At 62.7% G+C, this 20,455-nt stretch carries 23 protein-coding genes; 12 read left to right on the forward strand and 11 right to left on the reverse strand.

Annotation, left to right across the window (positions count from 1 at the left end; genetic code table 11):
• Positions 1-5: 5 nt before the first annotated feature.
• The 3 genes from BB347_RS07980 to BB347_RS07990 form a co-directional block, all read right to left on the reverse strand.
• Positions 6-1,067: a BMP family lipoprotein gene (locus BB347_RS07980; RefSeq protein WP_076580347.1), complete on the reverse strand. Its 1,062-nt coding sequence runs from the start codon at positions 1,065-1,067 to the stop codon at positions 6-8.
• A gap of 183 nt (positions 1,068-1,250) precedes the next feature.
• On the reverse strand, positions 1,251-2,657 hold the full coding sequence (locus BB347_RS07985; RefSeq protein WP_076580349.1) for a phosphohexomutase domain-containing protein: 1,407 nt from the start codon (positions 2,655-2,657) through the stop codon (positions 1,251-1,253).
• 159 nt (positions 2,658-2,816) lie between these two features.
• Positions 2,817-3,452: a MaoC family dehydratase gene (locus BB347_RS07990; protein WP_076580351.1), complete on the reverse strand. Its 636-nt coding sequence runs from the start codon at positions 3,450-3,452 to the stop codon at positions 2,817-2,819.
• Between the two features lie 245 nt (positions 3,453-3,697).
• Between BB347_RS07990 and BB347_RS07995 the strand changes: the two genes are divergently transcribed.
• From BB347_RS07995 to BB347_RS08020, 6 genes are all read left to right on the forward strand, one after another.
• Entirely contained in the window at positions 3,698-4,018 is a 321-nt protein-coding gene (locus BB347_RS07995) for an AbrB/MazE/SpoVT family DNA-binding domain-containing protein (RefSeq protein ID WP_076580353.1), read from the forward strand.
• 21 nt (positions 4,019-4,039) lie between these two features.
• Positions 4,040-4,525, forward strand: coding sequence for a hypothetical protein (locus BB347_RS08000; protein WP_076580355.1), 486 nt, complete (start codon positions 4,040-4,042; stop codon positions 4,523-4,525).
• A 50-nt stretch (positions 4,526-4,575) separates the two neighbouring features.
• Entirely contained in the window at positions 4,576-5,118 is a 543-nt protein-coding gene (locus BB347_RS08005; protein ID WP_076580357.1) for a poly(R)-hydroxyalkanoic acid synthase subunit PhaE, read from the forward strand.
• Positions 5,115-6,464: a class III poly(R)-hydroxyalkanoic acid synthase subunit PhaC gene (phaC, locus tag BB347_RS08010; protein WP_076580359.1), complete on the forward strand. Its 1,350-nt coding sequence runs from the start codon at positions 5,115-5,117 to the stop codon at positions 6,462-6,464. Before BB347_RS08005 ends, phaC begins: the two co-directional genes overlap by 4 nt.
• 160 nt (positions 6,465-6,624) lie before the next feature.
• Positions 6,625-7,368, forward strand: a complete 744-nt coding sequence (locus BB347_RS08015) for a beta-ketoacyl-ACP reductase (RefSeq protein ID WP_076580361.1) — start codon at positions 6,625-6,627, stop codon at positions 7,366-7,368.
• A gap of 124 nt (positions 7,369-7,492) precedes the next feature.
• The gene (locus BB347_RS08020; RefSeq protein WP_076580363.1) at positions 7,493-7,897 is read left to right on the forward strand and encodes a VOC family protein; all 405 of its coding nucleotides are present in this window, start codon (positions 7,493-7,495) and stop codon (positions 7,895-7,897) included.
• A gap of 120 nt (positions 7,898-8,017) precedes the next feature.
• Here BB347_RS08020 and moaC read toward each other — a convergent pair whose 3' ends face one another.
• Together moaC and BB347_RS08030 are read right to left on the reverse strand one after the other, a co-directional pair.
• Positions 8,018-8,539 carry a cyclic pyranopterin monophosphate synthase MoaC gene (gene moaC, locus BB347_RS08025; RefSeq protein ID WP_076580365.1) on the reverse strand — a complete coding sequence of 174 codons (522 nt, stop codon included), beginning with the start codon at positions 8,537-8,539 and terminating at the stop codon, positions 8,018-8,020.
• The gene (locus BB347_RS08030) at positions 8,532-9,965 is read right to left on the reverse strand and encodes a bifunctional ADP-dependent NAD(P)H-hydrate dehydratase/NAD(P)H-hydrate epimerase (protein WP_076580367.1); all 1,434 of its coding nucleotides are present in this window, start codon (positions 9,963-9,965) and stop codon (positions 8,532-8,534) included. The genes moaC and BB347_RS08030 overlap by 8 nt, the downstream gene beginning before the upstream one ends.
• Positions 9,966-10,086: 121 nt before the next feature.
• Between BB347_RS08030 and BB347_RS08035 the strand changes: the two genes are divergently transcribed.
• Both BB347_RS08035 and BB347_RS18955 read left to right on the forward strand, forming a co-directional pair.
• Positions 10,087-10,569, forward strand: a complete 483-nt coding sequence (locus BB347_RS08035; RefSeq protein ID WP_076580369.1) for a hypothetical protein — start codon at positions 10,087-10,089, stop codon at positions 10,567-10,569.
• Between the two features lie 190 nt (positions 10,570-10,759).
• Complete coding sequence (locus BB347_RS18955; RefSeq protein ID WP_157524988.1) at positions 10,760-10,930, forward strand: hypothetical protein; 171 nt, start codon at positions 10,760-10,762, stop codon at positions 10,928-10,930.
• Positions 10,931-11,116: 186 nt separating this feature from the next.
• On the opposite strand, the gene BB347_RS08040 is transcribed toward BB347_RS18955, so the two are convergent.
• On the reverse strand, positions 11,117-11,395 hold the full coding sequence (locus tag BB347_RS08040) for an acylphosphatase (RefSeq protein WP_076580372.1): 279 nt from the start codon (positions 11,393-11,395) through the stop codon (positions 11,117-11,119).
• A 61-nt stretch (positions 11,396-11,456) separates the two neighbouring features.
• The gene (locus tag BB347_RS08045; protein ID WP_076580374.1) at positions 11,457-12,338 is read right to left on the reverse strand and encodes a DNA-3-methyladenine glycosylase family protein; all 882 of its coding nucleotides are present in this window, start codon (positions 12,336-12,338) and stop codon (positions 11,457-11,459) included.
• A 141-nt stretch (positions 12,339-12,479) separates the two neighbouring features.
• Here BB347_RS08045 and BB347_RS08050 point away from each other — a divergent pair, with 141 nt between their 5' ends.
• The gene (locus BB347_RS08050; protein ID WP_076580376.1) at positions 12,480-13,025 is read left to right on the forward strand and encodes a DUF555 domain-containing protein; all 546 of its coding nucleotides are present in this window, start codon (positions 12,480-12,482) and stop codon (positions 13,023-13,025) included.
• A 165-nt stretch (positions 13,026-13,190) separates the two neighbouring features.
• On the opposite strand, the gene BB347_RS08055 is transcribed toward BB347_RS08050, so the two are convergent.
• The 4 genes from BB347_RS08055 to BB347_RS08070 form a co-directional block, all read right to left on the reverse strand.
• Positions 13,191-13,427, reverse strand: coding sequence for a UPF0058 family protein (locus BB347_RS08055; RefSeq protein ID WP_076580378.1), 237 nt, complete (start codon positions 13,425-13,427; stop codon positions 13,191-13,193).
• Between the two features lie 264 nt (positions 13,428-13,691).
• The gene (locus BB347_RS08060; protein WP_076580380.1) at positions 13,692-13,871 is read right to left on the reverse strand and encodes a DUF7836 family putative zinc-binding protein; all 180 of its coding nucleotides are present in this window, start codon (positions 13,869-13,871) and stop codon (positions 13,692-13,694) included.
• 120 nt (positions 13,872-13,991) lie between these two features.
• Positions 13,992-14,963, reverse strand: coding sequence for a transcription initiation factor IIB (locus BB347_RS08065; RefSeq protein WP_076580382.1), 972 nt, complete (start codon positions 14,961-14,963; stop codon positions 13,992-13,994).
• A gap of 346 nt (positions 14,964-15,309) precedes the next feature.
• Positions 15,310-15,594, reverse strand: coding sequence for a DUF357 domain-containing protein (locus BB347_RS08070; RefSeq protein ID WP_076580384.1), 285 nt, complete (start codon positions 15,592-15,594; stop codon positions 15,310-15,312).
• Between the two features lie 173 nt (positions 15,595-15,767).
• Between BB347_RS08070 and BB347_RS08075 the strand changes: the two genes are divergently transcribed.
• From BB347_RS08075 to glmS, 3 genes are all read left to right on the forward strand, one after another.
• Positions 15,768-17,093: an FAD-dependent oxidoreductase gene (locus tag BB347_RS08075; RefSeq protein WP_076580386.1), complete on the forward strand. Its 1,326-nt coding sequence runs from the start codon at positions 15,768-15,770 to the stop codon at positions 17,091-17,093.
• Positions 17,094-17,419: 326 nt separating this feature from the next.
• Positions 17,420-18,613 (forward strand): sugar phosphate nucleotidyltransferase, encoded by a 1,194-nt coding sequence (locus tag BB347_RS08080; RefSeq protein WP_076580388.1) that lies wholly within the window; start codon positions 17,420-17,422, stop codon positions 18,611-18,613.
• Positions 18,613-20,409, forward strand: coding sequence for a glutamine--fructose-6-phosphate transaminase (isomerizing) (glmS, locus tag BB347_RS08085; RefSeq protein WP_076580390.1), 1,797 nt, complete (start codon positions 18,613-18,615; stop codon positions 20,407-20,409). Before BB347_RS08080 ends, glmS begins: the two co-directional genes overlap by 1 nt.
• Positions 20,410-20,455 lie beyond the last annotated feature (46 nt).

The following is a 20,455-nucleotide window of genomic DNA, read 5'->3' on the forward strand; positions in this document are numbered from 1 at the left end:
CGCTATTAGACGTCGTCTGGGTCGTCTGGAACGTCGATATCGCCGTCGATGATCTCTTCTTCGGACTCCTCGAGTTCGTCGAGGATATCGTCCGGGATCTCGTCGCCGATCGTGTCGCCGAGGACGACGTCGACGCCGTCGTCCTCGAGTCCGAGTTCTTCGACGTCGCCGCCTTCGAACTCGTCGTTGACGATCGATTCGACCGCCGTGAGGACTGCTTCGTCGACTCGCTTGACCATGCTCGCGAGGATGACGTCCGCGTAGTCTTCTTCCTGAACCGATTGATCGGCGTCGACGCCGATCGCGAACCGACCTTCTTCCTCTGCGACTTGGAAGACGCCGATTCCGGCACCGCCAGCCGCGTGGAAGATGATGTCCGCGCCTTGATCTTCGTACAGCGTCGAGGCTGCTTCACGGCCGCCGGACGTGTCGTCGAAGGAGTCGACGTAGATGCTCTCGACGTCGACGTCGTCGTTCGCGTACTCGACGCCGGCGGTGAAACCGGCCTCGAAGGATTCGATCAGCGGCGATTCGTCGCCACCGACGAAGCCGACGACTGTTTCGTCCGGGTCTGTCTCGCTGTCCCCGGCCGAGAACTCTTCGGTCGTCAGCAGACCCGCGAGGTGGCCGACTTGAAACGAGCCGCCGGGTTCGTCGAACGTGTAGCTACGGACGTTGTCCGCGTCGACGACGGTGTCGATGATGATGAAGTTCTGTTCGTCGTACTCCTCGGCGTTGTCCTCGAGTGCGTCTTCTTGCTCGTAGCCGACGCAGGTGACGAGGTCGTAGTCACCGGGTTCGGCGTAGTCGCGTTGCATGTTGTCGAACTCGCTTTGCTCGCTGGGCTCGGACTCTTGGTATCCGACGTCGAACTCGTCCGTCGCATCGTCGATGCCCTGGCTCGCCATGTCGTTAAACGAGTTGTCACCGAGGCCGCCGGTGGAGTACACCATCCCGACCTGGTACTCAGATTCGTCTTCGTCACCGAATCCCCCAACGCAACCGGCGACAGTGGTTAATCCCGCAATACTTGCACCCGCAAGGAACCGCCGTCGATTCTGCGCCATGAACCAGATTAGCGTAGACCTCCGGTTTATACTCGTCGGAATCGACGAATGCAATGGGAACTGAACGCGTACTGGGCAACCATTGACATCCCAAAACAGATCGTGTTAAATTACACAACTCTCCCTTCGTTCAAATAGCAGATGATAGCGAGTTGGCCGATCTGACTGGACCGACGCGAACCCCTACCGATGTGATTCGACCGTGGCTTCGACGACCGACCGCGCGTCCGCGACGAGTTCGTCGACGGTGTCGCTTTCGGCGTAGATCCGCACGTAGGGCTCCGTTCCGCTCGGTCGCACGAGAATCCAGGAGGCGTCCTCGAACTCGAGGCGGACGCCGTAGTCGGTGTCGACAGCCGCCCCGGCGAAGGCCTGGGGGAGTTCTCGCTCGAGGGCGGCCATGGTCTCGGCTTTGGCGTGATCGGGACAGTCGACGCTGACTTTTCGGTACGGCCGTTCGGTGACGGGTTTGCGGAGCGTTTCGGTATCGCCAGCCTCGGCGACGAGCGTGGCGACGATCGCCGCGCTGGCGACGCCGTCGATCCAGCCGCCGAAATGCGTGTGGATGTGCTTCCAGGGTTCGGCGGCGAAGACGACGGCCGTCTCACCACCGGTTTCGGCCGCTCGCTCGCGCTCTCGAGCGATCCCCTCGTGAAGCGCGCCGAGTCGGACGCGTTCGACGCGGCCGCCCGCCTCACGAACTCGTTCGTCGATCCGCGCGGAGGCGTTCGGCGTCGTGACGACGACCGGGTCCTCCGCGTCGCTTTCAGCGGTGTAGTGGGCCGCGACGACCGCGAGGACCGTATCTTCGTGAATCACGTCGCCGTCGGGGCCGAGGACGACCAGTCGGTCGGCATCCCCGTCGTGCGCCAGACCGACGTCGACGGAAGCGGACTCGAGGAAGGCGGCGAAGTCGGTGAGCGTCTCCGGCGTCGGCTTGCTCGGGCGAGCGCCGAAGTGGCCGTCGACGTTCGCGTTGAGCGCGACCACGTCCGCACCCAGGCGGGAGAGGACGTGTGGCGTCGCGTGGGCGGCCATCCCGTTGCCACAGTCGACGGCGACGGAGAGCCCCTCGAGCGGCGAGCGGTCGGCTGTCGACCCGTCGTCACTCCCGGGGGCCGCCTGTTCGGCCACGTACTCGACGACCGCATCTCGGTACTCCTCGAGCACGTCGAACGAGCCCGATTTCCCCCACTCGTCCCACTCGGCCGGTTCGCGTGGCTCCTCGCCGACGACCAGCGATTCGATGGCGTGCTCTGCGGTCTGATCGAACTCGACGCCGTCCGTGAAGAGTTTGATGCCGTTGTCCTCGGGCGGGTTGTGACTCGCGGTGAGCATGACTCCCTTGCGCCCCCGCGAGGCGTACGCGAGCGTCGGCGTCGGAACCTCTCCGAGTCGATAGACGTCGGAGCCGGCGCTCTCGAGGCCGGCTTCGATGGCTGCGGCGAGTGCCGGGCCGGTTTCTCTGCCGTCGCGTCCGACGACGAACGCCGTGTCGGGATCGCCGGCGGCCTGGCCGACCGCGAGCGCACGCGACGGAGAGACCGCTTCGACTGGACCACGAATCCCCGCTGTTCCAAAGAGCGTCATAGCTGAGCGTTCCGTGAGGAACTACTTAGCACCGGTGGGATAGATCGATTCTGAACTGGCCTGATGGGTGGGCACGAAACGTGAGCACGAACCGTGAGCGAAACGTGAAAGAGAACGACCGACGCGCGAGAACAGGCGACACCGACCCGTGCCAAGAACCTATTGGTCCGGAAGTTCGTCGATCAGAACGACGGCTTCGCCGTCGATGACGGTGACGTCCTCGGCTTCGTTCCGGACGACCGTCTCGAGGCGATATTGACGGTTGCCGAGATCCTCGGCGACTTCGACGCGGGCGGAGACGCGATCGCCGATGGCGACGGGCCCGCTGAACTCGAGGTCCTGAGAGAGATAAACCGTGAGGCCGGGGAGGCGAGCGAGGGCGGCACTGATGAGCCCGGAGACGAGCGTCCCGTGGACGATTCGCTCGCCAAAGCGCGTGTCCGCGGCGAACGCCTCGTCTAGATGTAAGCGATTGGTGTCGCCGCTGATGCGGGCGAACTCGCGAACGTCGTCTTCGGTGATGGTCTTCTCGAACGTGACGGCGTCTCCGACCTCGATCTCGTCCGGATCGTCGACCGTTCGCTCGAAGTCCCACTCGAGATCCGAGTGTTCGACCGACGAAATGGACGCGGCGACGGCCTCGCTGTCGGAACCATTCGCAAACTGCGGCGTCAGGAAACTCGAGGCCATCGACCGGTTGAGGGCCGTTGCGTTCTCGACGAACGTCCGTGCCATCGACGTCCACGCCTCGGTAACGGCTGTTACGTTTCGTGCCGCGGTGTTCTGGTCGGACATCTACCGGATGGTAAGCCTGACGTGGTTATGACTTCTTTGGCTGCACCAAGCCACGTTTACACCGAACACAACTGAACGTTATCTGTTCGGTCATCCCCGAACGCAATATACACGGAAAACGGACATTCTCCATTCCCACCTAGTCAGTGACTCGAGATCGTCTCCACCCCATTAGATACCATTAGATGGTATTTGATGGTTTTCTTCGGAAATGCTTATCACGACTGTGCTCGTTGACTCTGGTGATGACGGACGACCCCGATCCATCGCGCTGGTTCCCGCCCGCACTGTTCGCCGAGCAGATGCAAGAAACTGGAGAACAGTGGGCCGAGTCCCAACAGGAGTTGCTCGAGGCGATGATGGCCAGCAGTCAGTCGACGCCATTCGACGCGTCCTCGGCGATCGGACCGATGACGCTCGGCACGGCGACGTTCAAGGCTCGCGTCCAGAGCGGCGGCCGAATCAGCGTTCCCGAACCGGAACGGGACGCCCTCGACATCGAAGAGGGCGACATCGTTCAGACGATCGTGGTCCCCGTCAAACGCGACCGCGAGGAAGACGACTGACTCACGAACCACTACCCAACCATGACCCAGAACCCATTCACCGCGATGCTCACCGCCCAGCGAAACGCACTCGAACGCACGCAAACGCTCACTCACGACAGCCTCGAGGCCCAACAGTCCTCGATCCGCGCGTTCGGCGAGTTCGTCGACCGAACGAAGGAGCTGACCGAGTCGAACGCCGAACTGTCGAAGGGAACGATTCACGCCTCCTTCGACGCGCTCGAGGCCTCGACGCCCGAGGACGCCGCCGACTTCAGCGATCTCCGCGAACTCGTCGACGACGGCTTCGAGTCGGGAACCGAGGCACAACTCGCCACCCTCGAGGCCGTCAGCGAGACACTTTCGGAAGCCGAAGCGGCCTCCGAGGAGTTCTCGGACAGTTACGCCGAGGTCGTCGACACCTCCTTCGACGCGTTTCTCGACGCACACGAACAGGTCGAGCGCAACGTCACCGCCGTGGCCGACTCGGTCGAGGACGCAACCACGGAATTTGACGTTTCTGCCTAGTTGAAAGACGGGTTGCAGTCTTTTCACGCCGACTACCGTAGGTACTACTCATGTCCGATTCACAGCCTCCCGCTCAGCAGTGGAACAGCGTCGTCGAACAGTGGAACGAGCAGTTCCTCGACGCCCTCGAGCAAAACGTCGAAGCCCAGGCCCAGTTCGTCGAGAGCTGGTCCGGTAGCGTCGACGACGTCACCGAGGGCGAGGAACTCTCCGAGGGCGTCCAGGGCTACGCTCGAGCCTACGAGACGTGGATGAGCGCGTCCCAGCGGATGGTCGAACAGCTAACTGAGACGCTCGAGGGCGAGGATCTCGACGTCGAAGCGTTTCGTGATATCTGGCTCGACACGGCCAACGAAGCGTTCAAAGAGGTCATGTCGACGACGGCGTTCGCGCAGGCGACCGGCGAAACCGTCGGCGACGTCTTCGAACTCCAACAGCAAGCCGACGAGGCGTCCCAGGAGACCCTCCGAACGCTCGGCTTCGCGACCGAGGACGACGTCGTCGAAGTCGGCGACCGACTCGTCGAACTCGAGCGTCGTCAACATGCCGTCGAAACGAAACTCGATCGTATCCTCGAACACCTAGACGAATGAATAACCCATACGCGACCGTACTGGACATGCAACGACAGGCCTGGGAGGTTTCCGCCGAACTGGCCGAAAAGAGCGGCGTCGCCCCCGAACGCGCGCAAACGGTCGAGTCCGTCGAGGTCGGAGCGACGCCGAGCGAGGTCGTCTACACGGAGAACAAACTCGAGTTGCTCCACTACGAGTCACGGACGGAAACCCAACACGATATTCCCATTCTCGTCGTCTACGCGCTGATCAACAAACCATACATCCTCGACTTACAGCCGGATCGCTCCGTCGTCCAGACGCTGCTCGAGGCTGGATTCGACGTCTATCTGATCGATTGGGGCGAGCCGTCGAAACTCGATCGGTCGCTGGGTCTCGACGACTACGTCAATCGCTACATCGACAACTGCGTCGACGAAGTTCGCGAGCGATCGGGCCAAGACTCGATCAACATCCTCGGCTACTGCATGGGCGGCACGAAGTCGGCGATGTACGCCTCGCTCTACCCCGAGAAGGTCGAGAACCTCGCGCTGATGGCCGCCGGACTCTGCTTCGACGGCGAGGGGGGCGTTCTCGAACTCTGGGGAAGCGAGGAGTACTACACTCCCGAGACGATCACCGACACGTTCGACAACGTCCCCGCAGAGTTCTTGGACGTCGGCTTCGCGTTGATGGATCCAGTCGCGAACAACGTCACGAAGTACGTCCGATTCTACGACAATATGGACGACGAGGAGTTCGTCGAGAACTTCGCGCGGATGGAACGCTGGCTCGACGAAGGCATCGACGTGGCCGGGCGAGCCTACGAGGAGTTCATCCGCGACATCTACCAGGAGAACGCCCTCGCCGAGAACGACCTTCACCTGAACGGCGAGCACGTCGACCTCTCGAACATCGATATGCCCGTCCTCCAGATCGTCGCGGAGTACGACCACCTCATCCCGCCGGAGGCGTCGAAACCGTTCAACGAACTCGTCTCCTCCGACGACACCGAGATCCTCGAGTTCGCGACGGGCCACATCGGGATGTCGGTCTCCTCTCGAAGCCACGCCGAACTCTGGCCGCAGGTCTGTGAGTGGTTCGAAGAGCGCTCGACCGACTCCGACCTCGAGTCCGAACCCGAAACGCCCGCTCCGTCCGACGACGACGCGGCTCTCGCGGAAGACGTCGCCGGCGACGAATCCGGCCCGACTGATCTGACGGAGATCGACGGCATCGGACCGACGTACGCGGCACAACTCCGCGAAGCGGGAATCGAAACCGCGGGTCAACTCGAGAACGCGCCCGTCGCCGAAATCGCGACGGAGACGGGACTCTCACCGGGGCGTCTCGAGAACTGGATCGAACAGGCGCGATCTCGATAGTCCGTCTCTGACGGACGACCGACGCCGTAACGATCGGGTCCGATCGGTCTCCTCGTTGTCCGCGACGGTCGCCGACGTATTTTTACCCGGTTCGTCCCCGAATTGTATATTTTGATGATGGGCAGGCCGTTATTTAGCCCCGGTCGTTGAACGGTCGACTATGACGATGGAAGGACGGACGTGCGTTATCACCGGGTCAGCACGCGGTATCGGCCGCGGAATCGCAGAACACCTCGGGGACGAGGGTGCAAACGTCGTCGTGAACTACCGGACGTCGGAGCAACCCGCTCTCGAGGCCGTTGAAATGATCGAAGCCGCGGGTGGAAACGCGGTCACCGCGAGAGCCGACGTCGCCAACAGAGACGAGGTCGAGCACATGCACGAAATCTGTCACGAGGCGCTCGGGCCGGCGGACGTGCTGGTCAACAACGCGGGGATCACCGCCGATGATCAGTTCATGGAGATGACCCGCGAGGAGTGGGATCGGGTCATGGACGTCAATCTGGGCGGGATGTTCAACTGCACCCAGACGTTCTTCGATGACATCTGGAACGCCGAGGAGGGTCGACTGATCAACATCTCGAGCGTCGTCGGCAAGCAAGGGAACTTCGGACAGGCCAACTACGCCGCGGCGAAGAGCGGCATGTTCGGCTTCACGCGAACCATCGCGCTCGAGTTGGCCAAAGGCGGGTCGACGGCAAACTGCGTCGCCCCCGGCTTCACCCGCACGGACATGCTCGAGAGCGTCCCCGAGACGGTCTTAGAGCGCGTCATCTCGGGCATCCCGCTCGAGCGATTGGCCGAAGTCGAAGACATCGCCGCCGTCGTGCGCTTTCTCGCGAGCGAGGACTCGTCGTACGTGACGGGCGAAGTGATCGATGTCAACGGCGGGATGGACCTCTAGAAACGCAGTTTCGGAGGTCGGCCAACGCGCTCGAGTCCGCTTGTCGTGCCGGTCTCGATTCGTGTCACCGTCTCGATCTCACCCGGGCGCTAGGAATTATCACTCATGCTGTCTTTCGATCGGTATGGTCACGCCGGAATCGTTCTATCACGTTGCGCTGAAAGTGACGGACGTCGACGCAGCCGTCGCGTTCTATCGAAACCACCTCGCAGGTGAGGTCATCGAGCGAAAGCGACCCGACGAGGACGCGACGGGTGCGGAAAACGTCTCACACGCCGCGTTGCAAGTCGGTGATAAGCGTCTCTACGTCTTCGATCGGGCACCCTACGAGGCTGCCGGACTCGTCGAGGATCTCCCCTACGGCTTCCTCCACTTCGGCTACGTCGTTCCCGACGTCGCGGCCGCCGCTGCGGACCTCGAGGGAGACGTTCTCTTCGTCATGGAGCCGACCGTCTTCGGCGATATGAAAATCGCCTTCATCGAGGGCCCCGCAGGCGAGCGAATCGAGTTGCTCGAGTATCTGGACTGATCGGCGGAGACGACCCAAAAGTGCCACAGAGCGCTCCTGAAGTGCATACTCGAGTCGGTACCTTCCCGCCCGTCGAATATCAGTCACAATCGAGTCCCGAACCGACGCGCCGGTTCGTCGCTACGCCTGTCGTTTCTCCTTCGAAAGCACCCGCACGTTCTCGATTCCCGTGTCGGGATACTGACCGTCGTCGTCCTTCTCGACGGCCTTGACCATATCCCAGACGACGTTTAGGCCGGTCGTGACTCCCTCGAGTGCCTCCATCTCACAGCCCGTCTTGCCGGTCGTCTCGACGCCGACCTCGAGTTCGAGGTGATCCTCGACGAGGTCGAACTCGGTGTCGACGTTCGTGATCGGGATCTGGTGGCACATGGGGATCGTCTCCCAGGTGTGCTTGACGGCCTGGACGGCACCGATTCGGGCCGTCGCGAGCACGTCCCCCTTGCCGATTTCGTCCTCGCGGATCGCCTCGACGGTCGAAGGTTGGAGGTGAATCTCGCCGACGGCGACCGCGCGACGCTCGCTGTCCGGTTTGTCGCCGACGTCGACCATCTGCACGTCGCCGTCGTCCGTCGTGTGCGTGAGGTCGCCGGCGTTCCCCTCCCCATCCCCGGCCGAACGCTCCTCGGGTGTGTCACTCATCGGTTTCGTTCCAGAGTGCTGCGGGAATCTCCTTGAGCATGTCGGATGCGAGGAAGCCGAACGCCTCGGTTTCGGCCAGTCGCTCGCCCGCGAGTCCGTTGACGTGGGCGGCCGCCGCCGCGGCCTCGAGCGGGTCTGCGTGAGACATGAGCGCGGCGACGATGCCTGCGAGCGTGTCGCCGGTGCCACCGACTTTCATGCCGGCGGTCCCGGAGCGACTGATTCTGGTCCGCTCGCCGTCCGTGATCACGTCCGTCGCCCCCTTCGCGAGCACGAGGTGGCCGAGTTCGGCCGCGAAGTCCTCGACCTCGTCGGCCGCCGCCGCGAGATCGTCGACATCTGGGCCGCCCATCCCCGCCAGTTCGCGCCGGTTCGGCGTACAGACCAGCGTCGCGTCGGTCTCGAGATCGGGAACGACACGCAGGGCGTCCGCATCGACGACGACCCGGCCTTCGAAGGACTCGAGGAACTGCCGGGCCGCCTCGAGCGTCTCGTCTGCGGTGCCAAGTCCTGGCCCCAGCACGACCACGTTGTCGTACTGATGGGCCGTCTCGAGTAGTTCTTCGGCCGTCTCGGGAGTGAGCACGTCGTCGTCGCTTTCGTAGGGTTGGACGATGAGGTCCTCGCTGTAGCCCTGAATCTCACCGGCGACGGCGTCGGGTGCGGCGACGAAAGCGAGTTCGCCACCGCCACGCAGTGCGGCCTGTGCGGCGAGTGCGGGCGCGCCGGTGTAAGGGCCGCCGCCGATGATGTAGGGTCTCCCTTCGCGCCCGTCCGGTCGCGCGAGGTCGACGTCGCCGGGGCCGACGAATCGCTCGGCCGCGGCGGGAATCCCGATATCGGCGACGGTCACGTCGGACGCGAGGTCCGCGAGTCCGGGTTTCGTGTCGTGGAAGGTAACGACGTGATCGGCCTCGACGCCGTTGTCCGCGTGTTCACCATCGTTCGCGTCGAATCCCGAGGGGACGTCGACCGAAACGACCGTCGCGTTTGCGTCGTTGATCGCCACCGCGGCAGTCGCCGCCGGCTCTCGAAGGTCGCCGCTGATTCCCGTTCCGAGCATCGCGTCGACGACAACGTCGCAGTCCGGGAGGTCGAAGTCACTCGAGTCCGTCACTTCGCGGGTATCGAAGTCCGCTCGCCGGAGGGCGTCCCAGTTTTCTCGAGCGATGTCGGTGCCGATGCGTTCGGCGCGGCCGAGCAAGCTGATCGTCAGATCGTAATCCTCGAGGAACCGAGCGGCGACGAACGCGTCGCCGCCGTTGTTTCCGCGACCCGCGACGATGGCGACGCCCGAGCCGGCGTCGGCGACCTCTCGGATCGTGCGGGCGAGTGCGTGTCCACTCGACTCCATGAGCTGTTTCTGTGAGACGCTGAGCGCCGCGGCGTTCTCGTCGACGACAGCCATTCGCTCGCCAGTAATCATACGCGAGCGTTCGACGGGACGACCGTTGAAGATTGCGGACGTCGGGGGTTGGCAACCGGGTGTGGATCGTCCGCCCACGGTGAACCAATATACTCAATCTGTTTCGCTCCCTACTCACCGTGTGAACGTCTTCTGGCTCGACGACGACCCACGGCTCGCAGCTCGCTATCACTGCGACCAGCACGTCAACAAGCTCCTGCTCGAGGCCGCGCAGGTGCTCTGTACGGCGGCTCGAGAGAACGGGTACGAGGCGGATTTTCTCTACCAGTCGACGCACGCAGACCATCCAGTGACGGTCTGGGCCCGCGAGTCTCGAGCGAACTGGCGTCAGTTGCGAGAGCACGCACAGGCGCTCAACGAGGAGTTCGTCGAACGATACGAGAAGGACGAGCCACACGCTTCCTGGCAGGTAATCGAGCGCATCGATCCCAGCGAAATCGAGTTTCCGTCCGCAGAGCCCACGCCAAAGCCCCAGGCGATGCCCGATGAGTATTGCTGTTCCGACGATCCCGTCAGCGCCTATCGAGCCTACTACGCCGGCGAAAAGGCCGAGTGGGCCGAGTGGAAGTACACCGAAAAGCCGCCGTGGCTCGAGACGCAGTGACGATAACTCGAGTAGACACCAGCGACGTCGAGTAGACGCGACAGGTCGAATCCCGCGTGCATTCAGCAGTCCGGAAACACTGCTCAGTGAGTCCGTCTGGCGTGCGACAGTTACTCAATAACGATTGTTGCTTTTGGATACGGGAACTATATTTGCAAATACCTAAATCCCCGCGGCCCATACATCGATCATGGACGCAATCGACGCCGAACCAACTGTTGAGCCAACTGCCGAATCGACCCACGCTAACCACTCCCAACTACCAACCGAGCAACCCGAACCGTCGGTCTATCTCCCCGGAACGCCGACCGCGTCGTTCCTCGAGTACATCGAAGTCGCAATCAAGACGCTCACACGCTGAAAACGGCTGACACTCCGTCTAAAATACCCAATTCTCACGATCCGTTTTCACCGATCTGCACGGAGGGCAGTTTCGGTCGATTCGAAACCGTTCGAGCCTGTCGTCTCTTCCTTGAGTCTGTCGTCTCTTCCTCGAGTCGATACTTCCTTTCCTCAAGTCGGTCCTCTCGAGGGCACTCCCGGGCAGTCAGTAGCGAATCTCGAATCCGTCCTCTCCCTGTGGTTCTTCGTACGTCGCGTCGACGTCGTCGACCACAGCCGCCGGGCTACCCGTGTGACACCACTCGACCATCCCCTCGACGGTGGCCTCGTCGCCTTCGAAAACCGCTTCGACGCGCCCGTCCTCGAGATTCTTCACCCAGCCGTCGACCCCCTTCTCGCGAGCCGTGTCGCGGGTATTCGCACGGTAGTAGACGCCCTGGACTGTGCCGGTGACGAAGACGTGTACGCGAGTCCGTTCTGCCATGGCCGGACACTCGAGCGCCGGCGGCAAAAATCTGGGTTACGCACCGATTCGAAAGTTGAGGTCATCCGCCGGTTCGAAGGTGATGAAAGAGGTACGTCTGTGCGTACCCCGCGTGCTGGCCGCCGAGCTCCTCGCGAATGGCTCTCGAGGTGGCCGCGTACCCGTTCTGAGAGCATTCGGGATAGTACTCTTCGATCGCCGACTTGATCCACGTGTCGAGTGGCACGGCTTCGTCGAAGTCGAGCGAGAACAGGAGGACGCAGTCGGCTACCTTGTCGCCGACGCCGACGAAGCGCGTCAGGTACTCTCGAGCGGGTTCGTACTCGAGGTCGCGAGCCTCGGCCGGGTGGGCCTCGCCGTCGGCGACCATCTCGGCCGTGCGAACGACGTAGGGTGCTCGGTAGCCAAGGCCCAGGTCGCGCAACTCGGCTTCGGTCGCGCTCGCGAGTTGGGCCGGCGTCGGAAACGAGTGATACGTCTCGTCGTTCCACTCGAGTGGCGTGCCGTACTCGCGAGCCAGCGTCGACACCATCGAGTGGATCCGACTGACGCGCATCTGCGCCGAACAGATAAAAGAGACGAGACACTCGAAGGGCGGATCTTCGACCAGTCGCATGCCCCGGTGTGCCTCGTAGGCTTCGGTCAGGAGCGGATCGTCCGGCGACGCCGCTTCGATCGCCTCGAGGTCGTCGTCCAATCGCAGCAGTCGACGGACGAGCGACTCGGCATCGATTGGCGACTGCCACTCGAGGGTCCGTCCGGTCGTTCGGACGCGGATCGGGCTCCCGTCGACGACGGTGTAGTACCACGCCTCACCCGGTGGCGTTTCGGTGTACATGGCATCGTCGCTGCGTCGCCAGCAGTAGGTTTGGCCGCTCTCGAGCGTTCGATACAGGTCGAGTCCGCCTGAAAGCTCGCCGATCGGAATCGTGCCTGTTTCCATCTGCTCGGTTCCTCGAGACGCGACGCCGTGTGCCTTTCGACACGCGTGCAATGCCCGCCTTCACACTGAACGAGACACTCTTTCGTAGCGGGCGTTCGAACGAGGCGAACCTTCATACCGCAGGCGACACAATACCATGGTATGCACTGCAGGGTTGTTGTCGAAGCCGCGGTGCCGGTGTTCGACGTCGAGACGGAAGACGAAGCCATCCGGATCGCCATCTCGAAGACGGGCGAGATGCTGAACCCTGACTTGAACTACGTCGAGATCAACATGGGTGAGCGAACCTCCCCATCGGGTGAGGAGCTCCCACCCGCGTTCATCGCCGCCGACGAAGCACTCGTCGCACTCGAGTTGGAAATGACCGTCTTCAACGTCGAGCGCGAGGAACACGCCTCGCGAATTGCCCGGAAAGAAATCGGCCAACTCCTCGAGAACATCCCACTCGAAGTGATCCAAATCGAAGAGTTCGAAGACGAAGATGAAGGCGAGGAAGACGAGGAAGATGAGGAAGACGGGGAAGCCGACGAAGACACGGCAGATGCCGTCAACGCTGACGATGACGGCAGCGGAACGGAGGCGAGCGAGAATGATGACGCCTCGAGCAGCGAAGACAGCGCCGAATCGGACGAAGACGCAGACAGCGACGACGAAATTCTCCCCGAGTTCGAAGACCTCGTCGAGTAACTGAAACTGGAGATTGCGTTCACTATCGGGCGATTACGAACGAAAATACGGCTAAATTGTGGGACTGTATTCGGAAGCGCGACAGGAGTCTGCCCCACGGCCGGGGGCGAATTCCCGAGTCTCGCCAGTGTGAAGCGTTGTACTCGAAGGAAGCGACGTACTCGTTCAGTCAGCGGTCGCGGCGACTGCTTCTTGCTCTCCCTCACGCATGTTCATCGTGATTCCGCCAGCGAGTGCAAAAACAGCGGCCTTGTGGTCCGTTTTCGATTTGTGGATCGATGTTGGTCGAATACCGCGCGACTCGTACTCGTCAAGGTTGATCTGACAGTCTTCCCAGGCTGCACACTGGTTCGATACCTCCGCAAGAAGGCCGTGAAGGTGAATGAGCTCCTGCTTCTTCATAACCATCCAATCCTACCCACTGCAGGGTTATATTATTATCTTGAGTCGCGTTAACACGCGCCCTGAGGCTGAAACGGACTATGTCACGGCCTGTCAGGAAACGAAGGCTCTCCCTACCGAGTGAAAACCACCCGACGAAACCCCGATCAAGAGTGGGTTACTATCGGTTGTGAATTCACAAATTCGGATGTTACCCACAGTCCAATCGATGCCTACGCTGCCCCTACCGGAGGGAAGAACGGAGACCAGCGCGGTAAGTATCGGTTATCCGAGCTGTTTGAGCGTCTGGAGGTCCCGATCCGTTCGCATGAATTCCGAGAGGCGACGCGACGCGTGGCAGTTTGGGCAGTGAAACATCGATGCGGGAGTCGGGAGGTCGTTGGGAGTAATCTGCCACTCTTTGGTACATTCGGGACACAACAGTTGCACGGTCGTCTGGTCCATGCTACGCCATTGCACACCATGCCTCAAAAGTGTTGTCGCCCGGGGACGCAAAAATCGAGTCGAATCGCACATCCCGACGGCACGTCACACCGTTCGCTGGCGACAGTCGAAAAGTGGCATTTACGCCGGTGCCGCCGTGTCGGACGCCTCGAGCAGTTCCTTGTAGCGGTTGCGGATGGTGACTTCGGAGATGCTCGCGACTTCGCTGACGTCGTTTTGGGTGACCTTCTCGTTCGTCAAGAGCGCCGCGGCGTAGACGGCGGCGGCGGCGAGGCCGACCGGCGACTTACCGCTGTGGACGCCTTCCTGACGGGCCGACTCGAGTAGCTCTCGAGCCATGCGCTCGGTCTCGTCCGAGAGATCGAGGTCGCTGACGAAGCGTGGCACGTAGTGTTCGGGGTCAGCAGGCTTGACCTCGAGACCGAGTTCTCGGATGATGTATCGGTACGTGCGGGTTAGTTCCATCTTCTCGACGCGGCTGACGGCCGAGATTTCGTCGAGGCTGCGGGGCGTCCCGGCCTGGCGAGCCGACGCGTACAGCGAGGCCGTCGCGACGCCTTCGATCGAGCGACCGGGGAGGAGGTCTTCCTCGAGTGCGCGACGGTAGATGACGCTGGCCGTCTCGCGGACGTTCTCTGGGAGACCGAGCGCGCTCGCCATCCGGTCGATCTCGCCCAGCGCCTGCTTGAGGTTACGTTCCTTGGAGTCGCGCGTCCGGAAGCGCTCGTTCCAGGTGCGCAGCCGTTGCATCTTCTGGCGCTGGCGACTCGAGAGCGAGCGGCCGTAGGCGTCTTTGTCCTGCCAGCCGATGTTGGTCGAGAGGCCCTGGTCGTGCATCATGTTCGTCGTCGGTGCACCAACGCGGGACTTCTTGTCCTTCTCGGCGGCGTCGAATGCGCGCCACTCCGGACCGCGGTCGATCTCGTCTTCCTCGACGACGAGGCCACAGTCGCGACAGACGGTCTCGGCGTGTTCGGCGTCGGAGATGAGTCGGCCGCCACACTCTGGACACTGTTCTTTCTCACCCGACGTTTCCGTCGATTCTTCCTCTTCCGTCTCGCCCGTATAGCTTCTAATTGTGGTATCTGTCATGGTGTATCGGGATGGTTACTCGGGGCTCCCGGGTGGGGTAACCAGAAGAAACCCGGTCGCCTCGGCTAACATATTGTTAGGTCGTAAGCCATATAAAGATTTCGCCCACATTATAAACTGATCGGATTTTCTATTATATATGTTTCGGATATATGCTGATTAATCGTTCGGTTAGTCGGCGGGTACTCGAGCGAACGTCAGTGGTGCTGGTTCGACCTCTGGAGTGGTACTCGACCAAGCCATCCTACCAGTGGGACGGAGGCGTTAGAATAGTTGTGTCCACATACGTTGGTATTCATCCCCCAAATCGCAAGGCACAGAGTCGATCGACAGCTCCTCGAGGCGGTCACACGGTGAACAGATGTCCATCAGTCGGGACGTCGAACAGGCCGACGCGCGCTCCCGCATCGAGCCACGCGTGGCCGTAGGAAAACGACGCCAACGCGTTGACCAGGTCGCCTTCCTCGCGGAAGTGACGGCCGTCCTCGAGGTACGAGGACGCCATCTCGTAACACTCCTCGGCAGCCCTCTCCATCGGCGTCCCGGCTGGCGGCGCGACCGACGCCGCCTCGAGCGCCTCCGCGAGTAACGCTCCGTAGCGATTCGTCTTCTCCTCGAGGTCTGCAGTCATGGGTTGTCCTTCGGCGTCCGTACCGTAAGTCCGTCGCCATCGTGTAGGGTTCGACGTGGACGCTATCGGCAAGGTCGCAGGAACGATACCGTCGAGGTTGCAGGGTACTCGCGTGGACGGGTGGGTGGCAGAGAACGCAAGGGGTTTAGGCGCTGTGTCCCAAACCTGGACTCATGAGCGAGCAGCCTCGAGTCGAGATCTATACCAAAGAGGACTGTCCGTACTGCGACAAGGCCAAGGACCTCTTCGACGCGAAGGAGGTCGAGTACGAAACGTACAACGTTACTGGTGACGACGACCTGTTCGAGGAGATGGTCGAACGAGCGGAGGGTCGCAAAACCGCACCCGAAGTCTTCATCGACGACGAACTCATCGGCGGCTGGGACGAGACCAGCGCGCTCGACGAAACCGGCGAACTGGACGCGAAACTCGGTATCGAAAGCGACACCGAGGACGGCGAAGTGCTCGAACACCGTCAACTGATCATCGCCGGAACCGGAATTGCAGGCCTCACGGCGGCGATCTACGCCGGCCGCGGCGACAACGAGCCGTTGGTTATCGAAGGCGACGAGCCCGGCGGCCAGCTCACCTTGACTACCGACGTCGCGAACTACCCCGGCTTCCCCGAGGGGATCGGCGGCCCCGAACTGGTCAACAACATGAAAGAGCAGGCCACGCAGTTCGGCGCCGACCTCAAAAACGGGATCATCGAGTCCGTTGATGCGGACCAGCGCCCGTTCCGCGTCGAACTGACCAACGGCGACGTCTACACCGCAGACGCCGTCATCGCCGCCTCCGGCGCGAGCGCGCGAACGCTCGGCATCCCCGGCGAGGACGAACTCATGGGCTACGGACTCTCGACGTGTGCCACCTGCGACGGCGCGTTCTTCCGCGACGAGGACATGCTCGTCGTCGGCGGCGGCGACGCCGCGATGGAGGAGGCGACGTTCCTGACCAAGTTCGCCGACACGGTCTACATCGCCCACCGTCGCGAGGAGTTCCGCGCCGAACAGTACTGGGTCAATCGCGTCCACGAAAAGGTCGAAGACGGCGAGATCGAAATCATGAAGAACACCGAAGTGACCGAGATCCACGGCTCGCAGGCCGAGGGCGTCGATCACGTCACCCTCGTCGAAAACGACAAAGGCCACCCGACCGACCGACTCGACGACCCCGAAACGGACGAGTTCGAGTTCGACGTCGGTGCCGTCTTCTTCGCCATCGGCCACACGCCGAACACGTCCTACCTCGAGGGCACGGGCGTCCAGATGGACGACGACGGTTACCTCCGAACGCAAGGCGGCGACGGCGGCGGCCAGACCGAGACCGACGTGCCCGGCATCTTCGGTGCCGGCGACGTGGTCGACTACCACTACCAGCAGGCCGTGACCGCCGCCGGTATGGGCTCGAAAGCCGCACTCGACGCCGACGAGTACCTCGAGGACCTCGAGCGAGCGGAGGCCGCCGGCGAGGCCGATGCCGTCGCCGCGGACGACTAACTGGCTGCTCACGACGTCCACTTCCCGCACACCGACTGGCTCTCGAGGGTGCACGCTCTCGATTCACGTCCTTCGAGTGAGCGCTGTCTCGGTGGACGCAACCGGCGTGCAACCGCTCTCGAGTGGTCGAACCCTGCGAACGAGCTATCATCTCAGTGGCTTTTCTGTCGAACCGTCGTACGTACGTAGTTACCAGTAGTTCTCTCGTCAATCGTTTTTGCCAGTAATCAGTGGGATAAAGATGGCTGTGACACGTACACTCCTGTTCGACATCGAATACTTTCGGACCGGAAGACATACACCGACTGTGTCACGACACCTGTGCAATGGCTGTTCGATCTGCAATCGTCCTCGCCGCAGGGGAAGGAAAACGGCTTCGACCGATGACGGAACACCGGCCGAAGCCGATGCTTCCCGCCGCCACCAGACCGATTCTGGCGCACGTCTTCGATGCCCTGGTCGAAAGCGGGATTACGGAAATTACCGTGGTCGTCGGCTACGGACACAACCGAGTGCAATCCGCGTTCGGGTCGACCTATCGCGACGTTTCGGTGACGTATGTCACGCAGGACAAACAACTCGGAAGCGGTCACGCCCTGAGCGTTGCCGATTCGGCGACGACCTCGCCCTGTCTCGTCGTCAACGGCGACCAACTCGTCGACACGCAAATTCTGCGTGACGTCGTCGACGGACACGACGATTCCGTGGCGACGATCGGTGCGATCCAACACGGCGACGTGACCGACTACGGCGGCGTCCTCCTCGAGCGCGACGAAACGGGCGGATCACCGCGAGTCCGCGAAATCGTCGAGAATCCCCGCGACGACCGCGGCTACCTCCTCAACGCCGGCGTCTACGTCCTCGAGCAACGGGCGATCGACGCGATCGGCGGAGCGAACTCGCGACCCGGCGAGCACTCGCTCGTCGACGGCCTCGCGACGTTGATCGAGGGCGACGAGACCGTTCGTGGCGTCCGCTCGAGTGGTCTCTGGATCGATGCGACCTACCCGTGGGATCTCCTCGAGGTCGCCGACGCGTTGCTCGAGGCGAGTGAGGGCGGCGTCGACCATCGAATCGCGTCGTCCGCTAAGATACACGACAGTGCGACGATTCGTGGTCCGGTCGTGATCGCCGAGGACTGCGTCGTCGGGCCGGGTGCCGTCGTCGGACCCAACGTCTGTCTCGGGGAAAACGTCACCGTCGGATCGAACGTCGTCTGCGAGCACAGCGTCATCGACGCCGACACGCGAATCGGTCCGAACGCGACGCTGATCGACTGCGTGAGCGGTCGCGGCGTCCGGGTCGGCCCGGGGTCGACCGTCGTCGGCGGCCCCGGCGACGTTCACGTCGAGGATCGCATCCACCGAAACGAAGGCCTCGGTGCGTTGCTCGCGGATCGGGTTCGCGACGGCGGCGGCGTCACGTACCGGCCGGGAACGATCGTCGGCTCGAACGCGACCCTCGAGTCGGGCGCGACCGTGAGCGGTACGATCGACTCCGAGACGGAGGTTCGATCCTGATGTGTGGAATCGTCGGCTACGTCGGGACGGAACGCGACGCCATCGATGTTCTGCTCGACGGCCTCTCCGGCCTCGAATATCGGGGCTACGACTCGGCGGGAGTCGCGCTGGCGAGCGATCCACTCGACGTCTACAAGCGAGAGGGGGAGCTTTCGGCCCTCGAGTCCGCGGTTCCGGTAAAGGACCTCCGCGGGCCAGCCTGTGGCATCGGTCACACGCGCTGGAGTACGCACGGACCGCCATCGGACCGGAACGCGCACCCACACGCAGATGAGTCGAATCGGGTTGCCGTCGTCCACAACGGAATTATCGAGAACTACCAGTCGCTTCGCGACGAGCTCTCGGCCGACGGCGTGGCGTTCACGAGCGAGACGGACACGGAGGTCGTCCCCCACCTGATTGGTCGAGCCCTGGAGGAGGGACGCTCACCCGAAGCCGCGTTTCGCGCCGCAATCGATCGCATCGAGGGGAGCTACGCTATCGCGGCCGTCTTCGCCGATTCGGACGCCATCTACGCGACCCGGCAGGCGTCGCCACTCGTCCTGGGGGTCGGCGACGACGGCTACCACCTCGCGAGCGATGCACCGGCGTTCGTCGAGTACACGGACCGCGTCGTCTACCTCGAGGACGGACAGTTCGCCCGCCTCGAGCCCGACGCCATCGCCGTGACGGACGCGAACGGTACGCCAGTCGAGACGACGGTCGAAACGCTCGAGTGGGACGCCGAGGACGCCGGCAAGAGCGGGTACGACCACTACATGCTCAAAGAGATCCACGAGCAGCCGACGGCCCTTCGCCAGTGTCTTCGCGGGCGCGTCGACGAACTGAGCGGAATAGTCACGCTCGAGGAACTCGACTCCGTTGGGTCGGTTTCAGACGTTCAACTCGTGGCGTGTGGAACGTCGTATCACGCCGCCGTCTTCGGCGCGTCGTTGCTCTGCGATCGCGGCGTTCGCGCGACGGCGATGCTGGCCAGCGAGTACTCGAGCGAACGGGTGCCGGTCGATTCTTCGACGCTCGTCGTCGGCGTCACCCAGAGCGGCGAGACCGCCGACACGATGCGGGCACTTCGCGAGGCAAACAAGGCCGGTGGGGAGACCGTCGCCGTGACGAACACCGTCGGAAGCTCGGCCGCTCGCGAGTGCGACCACGCGCTGTACATCCGCGCCGGGCCGGAGATCGGCGTCGCCGCGACGAAGACGTTCGCGAGCCAGCAAGTCGCCCTGACGCTGCTCGCCTGTCACCTCGGCGGCGAGGCGACTCACGAACTGGTTCGGACACTGCGGGACGTCCCCGACCAGATTCAGACGATTCTCGACACCTCCCGAGCCACCTCGATCGCGCAGACGTACGTCGACTCGGACGCGTTCTTCTTCATCGGTCGTGGCTCCCAGTATCCCGTCGCGCTCGAGGGCGCACTCAAACTCAAGGAGATCTCCTACGAGCACGCCGAAGGGTTCGCCGCGGGCGAGTTGAAACACGGGCCGCTGGCGCTCGTCACGGAGGACACCCCGGTGTTCGCGATGGTGACCGGCGACGACGAACAGGCCCGCAAGACCGTGAGCAACGTCAAAGAGGTCAACGCCCGCGGCGCACCCGTCGTCGCGGTGACCGACGGGCAAACGAACGTGGACCGGTACGCCGATCACGTCCTCGAGGTGCCGCCGTCGACCGAGATCGGGACGGCGATCACCGCGAACGTCCAACTCCAGTTACTCGCGTACTGGATCGCCCACGAACTGGGGCGATCGATCGACAAACCGCGGCATCTGGCGAAGAGCGTGACCGTCGAGTAGTTGACCGGAGGAGAGGCACGCACTCGCCGACATCAAAGAGACGGGG

Source organism: Natronorubrum daqingense (genome assembly GCF_001971705.1).
Lineage (GTDB): Archaea > Halobacteriota > Halobacteria > Halobacteriales > Natrialbaceae > Natronorubrum > Natronorubrum daqingense.

Coding starts and splice junctions, on each gene's coding strand:
- BB347_RS18955 (WP_157524988.1), top strand. CDS start 10,760: ATGGACGCAATCGACGCCGAACCAACTGTTGAGCCAACTGCCGAATCG.
- BB347_RS08050 (WP_076580376.1), top strand. CDS start 12,480: ATGCACTGCAGGGTTGTTGTCGAAGCCGCGGTGCCGGTGTTCGACGTC.
- phaC (WP_076580359.1), top strand. CDS start 5,115: ATGAATAACCCATACGCGACCGTACTGGACATGCAACGACAGGCCTGG.
- moaC (WP_076580365.1), bottom strand. CDS start 8,539: ATGAGTGACACACCCGAGGAGCGTTCGGCCGGGGATGGGGAGGGGAAC.
- BB347_RS08015 (WP_076580361.1), top strand. CDS start 6,625: ATGACGATGGAAGGACGGACGTGCGTTATCACCGGGTCAGCACGCGGT.
- BB347_RS07985 (WP_076580349.1), bottom strand. CDS start 2,657: ATGACGCTCTTTGGAACAGCGGGGATTCGTGGTCCAGTCGAAGCGGTC.
- BB347_RS07990 (WP_076580351.1), bottom strand. CDS start 3,452: ATGTCCGACCAGAACACCGCGGCACGAAACGTAACAGCCGTTACCGAG.
- BB347_RS08030 (WP_076580367.1), bottom strand. CDS start 9,965: ATGATTACTGGCGAGCGAATGGCTGTCGTCGACGAGAACGCCGCGGCG.
- BB347_RS08040 (WP_076580372.1), bottom strand. CDS start 11,395: ATGGCAGAACGGACTCGCGTACACGTCTTCGTCACCGGCACAGTCCAG.
- BB347_RS08060 (WP_076580380.1), bottom strand. CDS start 13,871: ATGGACCAGACGACCGTGCAACTGTTGTGTCCCGAATGTACCAAAGAG.
- BB347_RS08070 (WP_076580384.1), bottom strand. CDS start 15,594: ATGACTGCAGACCTCGAGGAGAAGACGAATCGCTACGGAGCGTTACTC.
- BB347_RS08005 (WP_076580357.1), top strand. CDS start 4,576: ATGTCCGATTCACAGCCTCCCGCTCAGCAGTGGAACAGCGTCGTCGAA.
- BB347_RS08000 (WP_076580355.1), top strand. CDS start 4,040: ATGACCCAGAACCCATTCACCGCGATGCTCACCGCCCAGCGAAACGCA.
- BB347_RS07995 (WP_076580353.1), top strand. CDS start 3,698: ATGACGGACGACCCCGATCCATCGCGCTGGTTCCCGCCCGCACTGTTC.
- glmS (WP_076580390.1), top strand. CDS start 18,613: ATGTGTGGAATCGTCGGCTACGTCGGGACGGAACGCGACGCCATCGAT.
- BB347_RS08080 (WP_076580388.1), top strand. CDS start 17,420: ATGGCTGTTCGATCTGCAATCGTCCTCGCCGCAGGGGAAGGAAAACGG.
- BB347_RS07980 (WP_076580347.1), bottom strand. CDS start 1,067: ATGGCGCAGAATCGACGGCGGTTCCTTGCGGGTGCAAGTATTGCGGGA.
- BB347_RS08065 (WP_076580382.1), bottom strand. CDS start 14,963: ATGACAGATACCACAATTAGAAGCTATACGGGCGAGACGGAAGAGGAA.
- BB347_RS08055 (WP_076580378.1), bottom strand. CDS start 13,427: ATGAAGAAGCAGGAGCTCATTCACCTTCACGGCCTTCTTGCGGAGGTA.
- BB347_RS08075 (WP_076580386.1), top strand. CDS start 15,768: ATGAGCGAGCAGCCTCGAGTCGAGATCTATACCAAAGAGGACTGTCCG.
- BB347_RS08045 (WP_076580374.1), bottom strand. CDS start 12,338: ATGGAAACAGGCACGATTCCGATCGGCGAGCTTTCAGGCGGACTCGAC.
- BB347_RS08020 (WP_076580363.1), top strand. CDS start 7,493: ATGGTCACGCCGGAATCGTTCTATCACGTTGCGCTGAAAGTGACGGAC.